Source organism: Clostridium fungisolvens (assembly GCF_014193895.1).
GTDB lineage: Bacteria > Bacillota > Clostridia > Clostridiales > Clostridiaceae > Clostridium_AR > Clostridium_AR fungisolvens.
Map to the genome: position 1 here is coordinate 2,908,583 of NZ_BLZR01000001.1, position 14,646 is coordinate 2,923,228.

The 14,646-nt window shown below is 33.5% G+C and carries 9 protein-coding genes and 1 pseudogene; 2 read left to right on the forward strand and 8 right to left on the reverse strand.

The window, feature by feature from the left end:
- Positions 1 to 19: 19 nt before the first annotated feature.
- The 5 genes and pseudogenes from bsdtw1_RS12770 to bsdtw1_RS12790 all read right to left on the reverse strand — a co-directional run.
- Positions 20 to 1,519: a spore germination protein gene (locus bsdtw1_RS12770; protein WP_183277946.1), complete on the reverse strand. Its 1,500-nt coding sequence runs from the start codon at positions 1,517 to 1,519 to the stop codon at positions 20 to 22.
- Positions 1,520 to 1,902: 383 nt separating this feature from the next.
- Positions 1,903 to 2,919, reverse strand: a complete 1,017-nt coding sequence (locus tag bsdtw1_RS12775; protein WP_183277947.1) for a glycosyltransferase family 2 protein — start codon at positions 2,917 to 2,919, stop codon at positions 1,903 to 1,905.
- 35 nt (positions 2,920 to 2,954) lie between these two features.
- The gene (locus bsdtw1_RS12780) at positions 2,955 to 3,581 is read right to left on the reverse strand and encodes a hypothetical protein (protein ID WP_244638164.1); all 627 of its coding nucleotides are present in this window, start codon (positions 3,579 to 3,581) and stop codon (positions 2,955 to 2,957) included.
- A 2-nt stretch (positions 3,582 to 3,583) separates the two neighbouring features.
- Positions 3,584 to 6,049 carry a beta-glucosidase family protein gene (locus tag bsdtw1_RS12785; protein ID WP_183277948.1) on the reverse strand — a complete coding sequence of 822 codons (2,466 nt, stop codon included), beginning with the start codon at positions 6,047 to 6,049 and terminating at the stop codon, positions 3,584 to 3,586.
- A gap of 229 nt (positions 6,050 to 6,278) precedes the next feature.
- Positions 6,279 to 7,019 (reverse strand): annotated as a pseudogene (locus bsdtw1_RS12790) (glycoside hydrolase family 3 N-terminal domain-containing protein); the annotation flags it as partial.
- Positions 7,020 to 7,715: 696 nt separating this feature from the next.
- Between bsdtw1_RS12790 and bsdtw1_RS12795 the strand changes: the two are divergent.
- Entirely contained in the window at positions 7,716 to 8,447 is a 732-nt protein-coding gene (locus bsdtw1_RS12795; RefSeq protein ID WP_183277949.1) for a LytR/AlgR family response regulator transcription factor, read from the forward strand.
- Positions 8,447 to 9,736, forward strand: coding sequence for a sensor histidine kinase (locus bsdtw1_RS12800; protein WP_183277950.1), 1,290 nt, complete (start codon positions 8,447 to 8,449; stop codon positions 9,734 to 9,736). Before bsdtw1_RS12795 ends, bsdtw1_RS12800 begins: the two co-directional genes overlap by 1 nt.
- A gap of 96 nt (positions 9,737 to 9,832) precedes the next feature.
- Here the strand turns inward: bsdtw1_RS12800 and bsdtw1_RS12805 are convergent, their stop codons facing one another.
- The 3 genes from bsdtw1_RS12805 to bsdtw1_RS12815 form a co-directional block, all read right to left on the reverse strand.
- On the reverse strand, positions 9,833 to 10,645 hold the full coding sequence (locus bsdtw1_RS12805; protein ID WP_183277951.1) for a hypothetical protein: 813 nt from the start codon (positions 10,643 to 10,645) through the stop codon (positions 9,833 to 9,835).
- 134 nt (positions 10,646 to 10,779) lie between these two features.
- Positions 10,780 to 13,725, reverse strand: coding sequence for a beta-glucosidase (locus bsdtw1_RS12810; RefSeq protein ID WP_183277952.1), 2,946 nt, complete (start codon positions 13,723 to 13,725; stop codon positions 10,780 to 10,782).
- A 61-nt stretch (positions 13,726 to 13,786) separates the two neighbouring features.
- Positions 13,787 to 14,329, reverse strand: a complete 543-nt coding sequence (locus bsdtw1_RS12815; protein ID WP_183277953.1) for a hypothetical protein — start codon at positions 14,327 to 14,329, stop codon at positions 13,787 to 13,789.
- Between the last annotated feature and the right edge of the window lie 317 nt (positions 14,330 to 14,646).

The following is a 14,646-nucleotide window of genomic DNA, read 5'->3' on the forward strand; positions in this document are numbered from 1 at the left end:
CTCCGAAGAAAAAAATTAGTTATTCATCGCTGTTCTCTTCTTCTTTGTTATTGGTAATAAGCCTAAGCTTTGTTTTCAATACTTTAAAAGGAGCTCTAACTAGGACATCCTTCCATGCTGCAAATTCTACTGGTATAACTGGGTACAAATATGGAACACCAAAAGACTCTAAAATTGACATCCTCCATAAGATGATAAAAATGCCGTAAAACAAACCAACTGTACCTAAAAATCCTGCTATCAATATTAAAAAATAGTTAATTATTCTTGAGGTATTTACTAATACGGTAGATGAAATAGCAAAGGACGCTATAGCTGAGAAAGCTACAACTATTATAAGAGAAACACTTACGTATCCAGCAGATACAGCTGCCTGACCAATAATAACGGCGCCTAAAGTGCCTATAAAATAACCTACCATCCCTGGCATACGGGTTCCTGCTTCACGGATTATATCAATTATAATAGTCATGACAATTAATTCTATTATCGATGGAAAGGGCACACCTTCTCTTCCTTGAGAAATATTTAGTGCCAGTGACAATGGAACTATAGAATGATTGTATGTCACAAAAGAAAGATATAACGCTGATATGAAACTTGATATAAAAAAAGCTATTATCCTAGTAATTCTTAGCATGGTAGCTGCAATAGGCATTTGTGAATAATCATCCATGTTCTTAAAGCTATCCCAAAACATCATTGGTACTATCATTGCAAATGGACTATTGTTACAAAGTATAGCAATATATCCGTCAGTTAATGCCCTTGCTACTAAGTCAGGCCGTTCCGTTAACCTATAGGTTGGAAATACTTGACTAGGCTTATCTTGTATCAATTCAGCTAAAATAGTAGTGCCATCCACCATTTCGATATCAACATCCTTAATCCTCCTTCTTAATTCATCTAAAATCTCGTCGTTGGCTAATCCATTTATCCATGCTATTTTTGTTTCTGTATGAGATAAACTTCCAATACTGAAGGTTTCAAACCTTATTTCTGGTATAGGAAGCCTTCTAATTATCATACTTATATTAGTATGAATATCTTCAATAAAAGAATCTTTTGCAGCAAAAACAGCTGCTTCATTTTCTGGTTTATCTATAGATCTCTTTTCATGCTTTTGACTTTGAATTATAAGAGCGTCCGTATACCCCTCAAAAAAAACAATTGTATTTCCTTTTAGTAAACCAAATATTATATCTTTCATTTGATTAACTTCATTAGTATTTAGTGACGGGATATACAAACTCTTTGCTAATGTAGCTATGCTTTTACCTTTAATGGTATCACGTAGTGAACCCTGTAGTAATGAGGATATCACCTGCCCGTTTACAAGCTCTTCATCGCAAAGAATACCAATATATATAATACCTGCTTCTATTTTTCCACCAAGCACATTAAATTTACCTATAGATAATCCTATACCATCTCCTAAATAACTTTTTATAAACTGTAAGTTTTTATCTATAGATGCATCAACTGATTTATTTTCAAAATCTATATTATGCTGCTGCATATTAATCACATTCCCTATAAAACTTATTAATATTGCTATTTTGTTATATTCTTGTGTATTTTTAAACGTTTATATTCATTATTCACTTAACAATACCTTCTTTAATATACCCAGTCTGTTTTCAGATACTGTTTAAGTTCATAAACTGTCATTCTTAAAATATAATTTAACCTTAATTCGCCAGATTTACTACTACACAAATACCAATTATAAAAAAATAATAACCAAACAACCTCCCCCTATATATCCTACTTTTTCAGTAAAATAAACATAATAGGATGGTGTTTGGTTAAGTTACTTGGTAGGGCACTTTTCTTTAATCATTAGATAAATATTCCTTAATCCAAGCTTATTTAATCTTTCTCTTTTTTCTTATAAATATATTAGTTAAATCCTACAACCTTTTGTGATACTTTGTATATTCCTATTGAAATACTTCTTCCCAATCGTCCAGGTAAATTCAGAATACGCCCCATAATCCCATATCTAATGTTGTTATATAACTCTAGATTTGTATCTTTAACATACTGCCATAATTGTTTTTTCTTCTCTAAGTTTTCTGTTGTTCCAGAACGTATTAATAAGATAGTCGATACTACTGTAACAATTTCTAGGTAGTTAAACATATACTTACGAAGCTTTATATTATTAATATTTTCTAATTGCACTTGCTCTATCATAAGCTTGTTCACTTTAATCTGTTGATCAATTCTTTTTATCATCACACTCTCATTAACAGATTGATCTCCTCTACCTATAAAATATCTATAAAAATCAACATTAACATAGTAGATTTTATTAACATGTTCAAGTGGAACATATACAAATAGGTTATCAACGTAGAAGGTATGCTTTGGCAGTTCTAATCCACAATCTCTTAACAATTGTGTTCTATATATAACAGAGTGCATCAATATATACTGACCTTTTCTAAAATGCTTAATGTCATCCCAAGTAAAGATTGTCCCTTGTGGGAGTGCATTTTCATACTTCATAACCTTCTTATTTTTTGCGCCTTCTTTTTCATACACAAAATTACTTATAAGCATATCAACAGGAGTTTCATCTGAAGTTAGCTTATTTAATACCATTAATATTTCTTCATATGCACTAGAATCTACCCAATCATCGCTATCCACAACTTTAAAATATAGTCCTGTTGCATTTCTTATTCCAGCATTTACAGCCTCTCCATGTCCTCCATTTTGTTGATGTATCGCGGTTACGATAGTTGGATATTTTCTTGCGTATTCATCTGCAATCTCTGCTGTTTTGTCAGTGGAACCATCATCCACTATCAGTAGCTCTACGTCTTCCCCACCTGGTAAAAGTGATTCTATACAATATCTCATATATTCCTGCGAATTAAAGCATGGAATAACTACTGATAATATCTTCATATTTTCACTCCTCTTAAATCTATTACTGTTTTTTCCTACTTCTCAGACTCACTCTTAAAAATAATCTTAAATATAGGGAAAAATACCCAGAAGGAAATAGCACAGTTTATAATCATTGTAATGAAATCTGCTATGGTTTCCCCAGCTGAACCTATTCCCAATTTATTAATGAACAAATTGTAGATTGGTGCTTTATAAATTCCCTGAAGTGCTGCAGCACCTATTGATATTACTATATAAGCTATTACATACCAGAATGCAGCCTTCCAAACGTTGCTGTTGGACTTAAAGGTTATATTTCTCTGTGCAAAGAAATTTATAATCTGTGCAATTGCCATAGTTATTTGAACTGCAAGAAAATATGCAAGTCCACCGCCTCCACCTTGTGCAAGTGAACCAGCTGCATAATTAAATACATAATAAGGACTTCCATCAAAATTATGTCCAACCTGCATAATCTGAAAGCTCGTACTTACTAATGATGTATGTGAGAATATGCCTTTAAAAACTGGCATTAAAATCATCTGTAAAACAGTTATCCCATTGCTAAGCATAAAAAACACTAGAAATTGAGCAAGATTTGGATGGTTATCCTTAAATTTTGTCCAAATGCTTATATTTCCTGCAGCAATTTTATTATTTTCAACTTTTCCACCACTCATTTTTACCTCTCCTTTGCTGCTTCTGTTGATATTTTTTCTACTTTACTAGCACTCTTTATCTTGTTATTCTTAAGCATTTTCCTTCTTTCCTTTAAAAAGTGATTTAACCCTTTAAAGAAGTGTCCATTTGCCATCATCAGTATGCCATCAACCATAGGCATATTTATAACCCCACCTGTCATTCTGGCAATTCCCCTGAATGGCATATGATAAATAGACATCATTATAATATTGGCAGTTTTTCTCTTTCCTATTTTTCTTAAGAACCAATAGGCAAAAGAAATCAGCTTAAATGCAAATCGAGCTACAGCTCCCTTTGCATATTGACACTGTGCAACCGTATCATTATAACCAAGAGGTTTGCTCCTATCCCATTTAGCTTCAGGTAGCTTTTTTTCAATAAGGGCTTCAAACTCATCTTCACTAACATTTTTTACTTCTCCTGAAAAATAAGATGGAAGTTTATATTTATCATAAGGAAGAGAAGCCCCAGTACCCTCTATAAAAATGACATCTGTAAGTTTTATATCTCTACTTGATGCACCAACCATAATTTCATAATCTGCTTCTTCTACTTCCCACTTATTGGTTTTTACGTTAAAATAACGGAAGGTTTTATCGTCAAAAGGTATAGTAACTTTCTTTGTCTCACCAGCATTAATAAATACCTTAATAAAGCCTTTTAACTCCTTTGCTGGCCTAAAGATATTCTTTGACGTACAGCCTATATAAAGCTGTGCAACTTCTTTTCCTGCAAATTTTCCGATGTTTTTTATCTTAAAAGTTACTCCCTCTCTGTTAACCTCTATATCCGAATATTCAAATGTTGTGTAGTTTAATCCATATCCAAAAGGAAAGAGAACCTCTATATCTGCTGTATCATAGTAACGATATCCAATATATATACCTTCTCTATATTCTACAGTAACTTCCTTTCCTGGAAAGTTGTTAAAAGATGGTGTATCTTCATAAGAAATTGGATAGGTTTCTGCTAATTTCCCTGATGGGTTCACATCACCTGATATAATCCTAAGCATAGCTCTTGCTCCAGCCTGCCCACCCAGATATCCATGTAATAATCCTTTTACCTTATAAATCCACGGCATCTCAACTACTGAACCACAGGAGAGAACTGCAATTATATTTGAATTTACTTTACTTACCTCTTCTAATAGGTCGATTTGATTCTGTGGTAACTTCATGTTTTGTCTGTCTAAACCTTCTGCCTCAGTAGCTTCATCTAAACCTAGATATAAAAGTACTACTTCTGCTTTTTGTGCAAGCTCGCAGGCCTCCCTAATCAGTTTAGAACTTTTCTTTCCATATCTCTTAAAACCAGGTGCATATCCTAGGCTTACAATACCTGATTCATCTAAACATTCAAAAGTCTTATCCAATTTTGTTGGATTAACCACTGAAGAACCTGCTCCTTGATATCTTGGATTCTTTGCAAAATCCCCAATGACCCCAACCTTTGTTCCTGGTTTTAGAGGCAAGATATTTTTTTCATTCTTAAGCAACACAATAGATTCCTCGGCTGCAAGCTGAGCCATTCTGTGGTTCTTGTCTAAATTAAAATCCTCACTAGATTGCTTGAATACATCTTCAGTAGTAAAAATCAAATCCAGTATTCTATCTACACATTCATCTAGTACCTCTTCTTTTATTTCTCCACTCCTAATAGAGTTTTCTATATCAATGTTTGTCTCTCCACCGGTAGTAGGCATTTCTAACTCGTTGCCTGCAAGAAGCCCTGCTACACGGTCATTGCTGCCCCCCCAGTCGGTAACTACCACACCTTTATATCCCCATTCATCACGTAGAATATCTTGCATTAAGTGAAGATTTTCGTTTGCATAGGTACCGTTGAGCATATTGTAGGAAGACATTACAGCTTTTGTACCACCTTCTTTTATTGCCATCTCAAAGGCAGTGAGGTATATCTCTCTCAATGTTCTTTCATCTACAATAGTATCAATAGCCATTCTTCTTTCTTCCTGATTATTTACAGCAAAGTGTTTAACGCAAGCTGAAATACCCTTAGATTGTATACCTTTGATGTAATTGGCTGCCATTTTCCCAGCTAGATATGGATCCTCACTGAAGTACTCAAAGTTTCTTCCACACAAGGGGTTTCTTTTCATATTTATGCCTGGTCCAAGAAGCACATTAACCTTCAGTGATACTGCCTCTTCTCCCAGAAACTCTCCTAGTTTTTCCCCAAGTCCTTGGTTCCAACTGTTAGCAATTGTTGCCGCTGTAGGAAAACAAGTAGAAGGAATACTAGGATTTAATCCGAGATGGTCTGCTGCAGCTGCCTGTTTTCTGATACCATGAGGTCCATCAGATAAGAACATACTATTTATACCCAAACGCTGAATATCCATAGACTGCCAAAAATCCTTCCCGGACATAAGAGATGCTTTCTCTTCTAAAGTCATTTTTTCGATTAATTTTCTATATTTCATAAAATCCTTCCCTTTTATATTTCAGGTGGTAGCTTTCGGTATCCTTTACGAAAACCTAAGTCATGCATGTTTGATAATCGTGGATTGTAGCGATTGTCGCAACATACATAATTTAATAGTTGACGTTGGATACCTATAAAGAAGCTACTACCAAAAAACTTAAACCTAATTTTTATATTGTCATTCTGGCTTTTATATTTTAAATATTTATTATTGCACGTAATCTTTGTTACTGTAAGTTTGCAACTTTTTCTTTTCGTTTGTGTAAAAAGCATCTATAAAGAGAAAATAAACAAGCTACATAAATCACTACACTACCTACAATCAATAGTATCTCCCATAAAGGTAGTGATGTATCTGCTTTAAGATGATTAGTGTTAGATACTGCATATAAAATATTATGAGCTCTTTCTCTCATTAAGGAGACAGTATACGCCTTATTTGTATCAACTGAAGGGCCTTGTGTTCCAATTCCTTGTAACCAAAGGTCATTGCCTGCTCTAATACCAGCATTCATATTCATGTAATAAGTGGAATCTCCACCTTTCATTGGAACGTAAGCATCTGATTCACAAACTCCGCGATATCCCCACTCATTTCTTAATAAATCTGTCAATAATGCAAATGAACTACCTGTCCAAGTTGCTCCAATACGATTAAAGCTTGTCATAATTGCTCTATTATCACTTGTTTTAACAGCGATTTCAAATGGTCTTAGATAAATTTCTCTAATTGACTGTTCATTAGCCCATGTGTATAAACCATCGACATTTCTAGCAGTTTCCTGCTCATTTAATGCAAAATGTTTAACCATTGCCACTAACTTATTATCATAGCATCCCTGAATAACTTTTGCAGACATTGTACCTGAAATCAAAGGATCTTCAGAGAAATATTCGCAATCACGTCCTCCGTAAGGAGTTCTGTGTGTATTAGCTCCAGGAGCATACCATATTGAAACATTGGTAGCATTAGCTTCTTGTCATACAGCTAAACCAAACTCATGAGCCAACTCTTTATTCCATGTGCTAGCTATACATACTTCATTAGGATATGCATAACATGGATCCGAAGCTTTGGCACCATTATAGGCATAAGCAGCAGTAATTCCAACACTTTCAAAACCTTTTTTTAAGGATGCAGCCTTACCTGTATCAGCACTGCCTGACCCAGATCCGGAAACAAAAGTATGTGCTGATGCATAGCCAAATAGATTTATCTTAGAAACATTCTTAAGAGAGAGTGAATTAAATAAGAATAATGCATATAACTAAGCAAATAACTTTCTCAAATTGTTATTTTTCTTTTTTCATAGAAAAAAATACACCCTCTCCTTTTTAATTCTATTCAAAGTGTCTTGTACTATTTTTATCTTCTGGAACTGCAGTTCATTATTTACTTTAGCAGATTCATTTTTCTTCTACTATCGCTCTAGAACCAAATGTAAAAATATAGAACGAAATGTAATCGTTTTTTAAACAGTGACTTTTTATAATGTTAATGAGGGGATTTTTAGATAATTTACTACCATAAATATTTAAATTTACAGAAGAAGTTCTTGTAAGACAAGAAAATATCAGTATAAATGAAAAATTGAATTAACTTATTTTTTGTGTATAATATTATATGACAACTACAGGTTAACAAATTATGAGGGGGATTTTAGATGACACTTTATCTGGCTGCAATTTGTGAAGATCAACAGGAAAGTCTGAATTATATAAATATGGAACTTTCCAAAGCTTTCATAAATAAAAATTTTCCTATACATTTTGATTGTTATACCAAAGCTCAAGATCTTTTGTATGCAACTTGTACAGTAAAGAACTACCATATATTATTTTTGGACATTGATATGCCGGGAATGGATGGAATTGAATTATGTAGAAAAATTCGAAAAAATAATTCCAATGTAATGGTTATCTTCATTACTAACAAAGAAGAATTAGTTTTTCAGACTTTTGAAGTTCGTCCATTCCGTTTTATAAGAAAGGCCCACTTTTCAGAAGAATTGCCAGCACTAGTTAGTGATATAATTAGAGAGTTCCAAGAGCAGAAGGGATTCATGATTACCATAAGAGAACTACACTCCGATAAAATTTATTCTTTTAACATAAAAGAAATTATATATATTGAAGTTATTCTAAAACACTGCAGGATTGTAACCACCTCAAAGGAAGTAAATATTCAATACAAGATAATGGATTTCGAAAAACATCTTCGTGAACATGGATTTTTACGTCCTCATAGAAGTTTCTTGGTAAACTATCGTTATATTTTCAGCATTCAAAAAGATTCACTTATTTTGGACAATAAAGCTTCTATTCCTTTAAGCCGCAATCGTGTCAGTGCAATAAAAGAAGAGTTTATTTCATTAATTGATGAGGGGGTTATATAATGATTGTTAAATTTTTAAGTCTTACTGAAGGATTTATAACCTTCTTATTTCTAATGATTACTTTAATAAAAATGTATGGGTGTGAAAAGACTTTTAAATCAAGATATATTGTAGGACTACTGTGGAGCTTGTTATTTTTTTTAGTGTTCGAACCTTTTGAAATTCGCTATGGCAACTTTTACTTATATTTGAGCTTTATGTTAGTTTTTGCTTCTATTTTTTCTATACTTTTTCAAAAAGGTTTTCTAGCCAATAGGATAGTTTTTATTATTATTTATATTTATACTATAGCTTCAATCAAATCAACACTTGCTACAATAATTGGTGTTCAGTTATTGTATAGTGGGTATAATTCATATACTATAGCAATCCATTATATTATTTTTTATTCTCTTATTTTTTTTGCAAGTATATTTTTTATAATGCATCCACTTCACTTTACAAATCAGATTCCTAAAAGACATTGGATGCTAATGGCTCAATGTCCTATTTTTGTTGCAGTGATAACCCAATACTGTTCTTCCCTTGTATTAGGCGCCAATATTTTAAGACAGGTTTTTCTCATACTGTCTTGTTTTATTCTTTGTATCATACTTAGTACCTATTATTTAACATACTTTATGACAAAAACTTATGTACAAATGATAAATACTAATAACATAAATCATCGTCTGCAAATGCAACTCGAATACATGAAACGATCTTCAAGTATTATTAAGAATATAAGAAAAGAAAAGCATGAAATCAAAAACAACTATTTTTATATTCAGTCTTTAGTAAAAAATCGAAAATATGAACAGTTAGAACATTACCTTGACACTGAACTTGCATATCGCTTTAATGCAATGGAAGAATTTCAAACTGGAAATAAACTATTTGATTTCTTACTTACGCAGAAAGTCAGTGAAGCCCGTGAACATAAAATTAACGTGATGACAAATGTATTATTACCATCTGACCTACCTATTAAAGATGATGACATATGCGCTCTTCTGCTTAACTTGGTAGACAATGCAATAGATGCCAGTAAAAATGAAGAACAAGGTGATATACATATTTCTATATCAGTTATAAAAAATTATCTTCAAATACAAATAAAAAACAAGTCATCAATAGATGTCTTAAAAATTAACAAACAATTGAAAACCACAAAAAAGAATAAAGAAAACCATGGCCTTGGCTTACAGATTATACGTTCCATTGTGCATAAATACAATGGTATTTTCAAAACCAGTATGAAATCAAATTACTTTGTTGTTCTCGTAATGTTGCAGTTACAGAATCAATAGTGCAAATTAGTATCTCCCTTGAGTATTAAATGTTCATATAAATACTCAGGGGAGATATTTTGACTTATATATTACCCTAACAGGCAACTTAATTTATTATTGTCCTGCAGGAGGGCCAAATGGAGAATTGTTTTCAGGTTTTTTACCGTCGATATCAACTTTCACAGCCTTTGACCATTCAGAATCTGTAACCTTTAATTCAGTGTTTCCCACTGCCATGCATTTCACCCAATAGCTGGTAGCTTGACCTTCAGCAACTGCGAAATCCACTGAAGCATTATTATAATTGATTGCATTAGGACCAGGGGCAGCATTGGGGTTATGAGTTATATCCTTTCCGAATGTTCCTTCTGTAACCATTTTTGTACATGCTTCATCTGAGAACACTTGGTATTTAAAAGAATATGCGCCTTCTTTTTCTAAGTAATTTTTGCAAGCATCATCCGTAAGCTTTATTGTAGCACCCCAATTATTTTTTGTAACTGAGATTGCTGGAACAGAAAGTGACCCGCTACGTGTAAATGCACTTGAAAATACTGCTTCAGATTTAGTACGCTTAGAACCGGATTTTGGTACTGAGGTTATGACAGCTGTATAGTTTCCATAAGGCAGAGCTTTCACACTACTGGCAGTTCCTTTAACTGTTCCTTTAGATTGAGCAACATTTGCTGTACAAGCAATTTGTGCATCTTTAGAAATTGTTCCGTTGGATATATATTTAGTAAGATAAACGTCTATACGATACATATTAGCACCAGAAACACCTTTAAAGGAAAATGCGCCTTTAGAATCAATGGTGAAGTCTTTTGGGGCATTCAGAGGACCGCTACCACAACCAGAAAAAGTTGTGAGTACACCAATGCATAATACTAATATAAGGAAATACCATGAAAAGCTTTTCTTTTTCATTTTTAATTCTCCTTTATAAATATAATTGCGTTGGATACCATAATATATGAATCATTATATATATGACTTATGATATCCAACAAACTAATTAACCTAAAACTTTGAGTAATCCATCTATTTGGGGTAATATAATATTAAACCACTTTGTCCTGTTGCTTTTTACCTTGACGAACTTTGCGGACTATTAATACTATTCCAAGCACATCTATAATACCTACTACTACTCCAGCAACAATCAAGCCAATCTGCCAAGGAGCCAATGTATAGCTGATTGTAGAACCAGGCACCAACCCAGTCATTATATTGCTGTTAGCCTTGTTGTAGAGTATGTGTTTTACAGCCTGTTGTAAAGAAGCAATAGCAGATGCACTCTGATAGTCTTTAAGAGTATGTGTTCCAAGGAACAAGTCAGTCCCCCCTGATCTCAAAGCATAGTCAGTATTCATATAATTATCAACTCCACCACCTGCATCAGTCAAAGAAGTACCAGTAAATTTCCATTCATTGCGAAGAACATTTACCATCAATGGTGCGCAGGCACCAGACCAAGTTGCTCCAACTCTGTTGTAACTGCTCATAACACCAGTAGCTCCAGACATTGTCTTTGTTTTCATAACTAATTTTCCATTTTCATTTTCATAATAGTTTACCTGTTTTGACGAATCTTTTACATAAATCTCAAAGGCCTTTAAGTAGATTTCACGCATTGCCTGTTCATTAGCAAATGTACTAACACCTGTACGATTAGTTTCCTGATCATTTAATGCAAAATGTTTAGTAAATGTAATTAAGCCTTTACTTGATGCAGCACCAGTTTCAGCAGCACAAATGTACCCAGAAAGAAGTGGATCTTCGCTGAAATACTCGTAATTTCTTCCACCAAAAGCAGAACGGTGAATATTTACGCCAGGACCATACCAACCTGTTAATTTGGTTGTTTGGTTATTAGCTTCTTCTCCGATGGATTCGCCCATAAGTTTAGCCATTTCCACATTCCAAGTTGCAGCTGTAATAGTTTCTGATTGATACCACTTATTTACGTATAGTTTAAATGTATGGCCAAAGAAACCATAAGGTCCATCCATATCTATACTTTCAGGTACACCCTGATCACTGTCTGCATGCTCAACCCATGCGCCGTCTTTGTACATATTGTACAATGATTGCACTGAGAACTGCTGAATATAAGAATTCCAAAGTGTATCGTTAATATCTTTACCACGTAAATCAATCAATTGTATCTTTGTTCCAAGATAGTCTGTAGTAGGCGTATCTTTGACTGTTTCTTTTGCTTTGGTAACATCATATTTCTTAAGCTGTTCTAAAGTTTTTTCGTTTGCAACGCTGTCTTGTGTTGTTGGAGATGTTGGGAAAGTTCCCTTAAAATCTGCTCTAGAGAAGTTAGTTGCATAGCCTGCTGTTTGTTTATCTTTGAACAAGTAGTTTGATATATCATCGAATTGGTTAACAGCAGCAGTACCATCTGAAGGACGCTTATTATCCTTGTTAAATACAATCTTGCTATTTAATGTATAAGTATAGTATTTTGATGAGTCTGAAGCTTCAATGCTTGCCCAGCTATGAGAATCATCGGACAAATAGAAATTGTAATTGCCAGCATCTAAAATGTAGGACTTATCACTCTTGTAGTCATATGAAGTAATATAATCTCTGTCAACAGTTACATTAACCACTTCACTTGCTCCAGGTTTCAAGTTGCTGGTTTTAGCATAACCTGCTAAAATCACTTGAGCTTTTTCAACTCCACCCTTTGTATAAGGCTCATTGCAATAAATTTCAACAACCTTTTTACCTGCAACGTTTCCAGTGTTTGTTACTTTAACTTTAAAGGTAAATTTATTAGTACTGCTATCATATGTTGGTGTTCCTTCATAAGCCATGCTAAAAGTGGTATATGATAAGCCGTAACCGAAAGGATAAATTACTGCATTATCATAATTGAATCCAGAATAGTTTCCATCCTTAGCTTCTTTTGCGGCTGTTTCATAGTAACGGTATCCTACATAAATACCTTCTTCATATTCTACAAAAGCATTAGTATTGGCCTTTGCATAGTAATTACCTGATGAATAATCAACGTTTGTCCATTGATAGTCGCCAACGTTTTTAAATGAAGGATCTTGTGTCAAATCACGAACATAAGTATCTACCAAATGACCAGAAGGGTTAATAACGCCCTGAAGAATATCTGCTACAGCAAGACAACCGGTACTGCCTACACCACCAACCCATAAGGCTGCCTTAATATTGCTAAAATCATAATCCTTACCGGTATATTTGTCATGATATTTTGAACCATCTTTAATAAATCCAAGCTCCATAGTATTTGAAGCGTTAATAAGAACTATAACCTTTTTGAATTTACTACACGCATATTGCAGCATGTTTAATTCAGCGCTAGAAAGAGAAAGTCCTGTTCTACCGTTATCACCTGCAATACTTTTGGTCTGGTCATTACCTTCCCCTGAGTTACGCTCAAATGTTACAATTGCTGCATCACTATAATTTGCATATGTGCTTTCCATTGAAGCATAAGCACTTACTTCTGGCTCTATGTCTGATTGCTTTGTTTTACTTTGGCTTGTATAATAATCTACAGTTGCAGGATTTACTTTAAAGCCTTTTTTTGTCAAAGCATCGTCAATTGAATAACCTCCTTCAGTCTTGATATTTTCACCACCACTCATGTTCATAGATATGGTTTTAATACCAAACAAAGTTACAGCTGCACCTTTTGATAAAGGCAAAGCATTGTTTTCATTCTTTAAAAGAGTAGCCCCTTCACCCTCGATGGTTTGAGTGACCTCTTTAGCATTCGCAGTAGAATCTTTATAATTAGAGGTATTTAATTTAATATAATTAGCATCTAGTCCCTCCGAACCTTTTACTTTAGTCTGTACCATTTCACCAAAGCCAAAAATTGATCCCATTACAGTTGAATAATTATTCATTAATATTGTAGCGACTAAAACAAGTGCAGTTAAAGAAGCCATGGACGGAATACAAATTGCCATAAACTTCTTAGTACTGATACTTTTTTTTGTCCTTTTTTTTGTCATAATAATTCCTCCCTAAAAATCCCCATAGGTTTAAGATTTAACTTACAAATTTGCTATAAACTTAGTTGTCCTTTTTTGCCTTGATATTTAATATCCCAGTTACAATCTGAACTACAGCAGCAAAAGTGCAAACTGCAAAGTTAAATAACGGATACGAAGTCAAAATATATGAGTTAGAATTCTTTGCATAATATATAGTTTTGAACATGGTTTCAGATGCTGTTTTTTCTGCAAGAGGCAATGCATTTAAATATGCAATTCCACAGTAAATGAGAAGTACAGCAACCACAAGTTGGAAAATAGAACGTTTTAAGCTTGTTGCCTTCCTCCAAATGATTCCTGTTGCAATAACAGCAATGATTGGAAGTAAAATACTAGATGAAAGAATAAGATTAAACCCAAATTCATGATAATTATAGATGTATTGCTTTCCCCAATAGTAGAACGCTATCTTCCAACCACAATATTGAGTTCCATCAACAGCGATAATAGGCATAAAAGCAAGCATAATTACTTCAATTAATGCTATGCTCATTGATATTAAAGCAATTCGATTCCCCTTGTTTTTTGTTAAAGTTGTTTTTGAGTTTGTTTGTAATTCCATTAATAGTCCCCCCCTTTCTTTTTTGTTCGTGTAAATTTCTCTACACTACTCTTTCAACTTTTATATAAATTAAAGGTTATAGAGTTTTTTATTGAAGAAACTCTATCCATCTTTAATTTCAGGTTATAAGATTATCTTAGTAACAGTTCTCGATGATATTATCTTACTCATCTCAGAAACGTTTACACACAGATTGTAATTTGGTAATATCTTCATATTTACCTTATGTATTAAATCTATCACATGCACTATCTTGCTACTAGGCATATGGTACCAGATGCATAAATGGGGTATGGAATGTATTTACCACCTTGCTA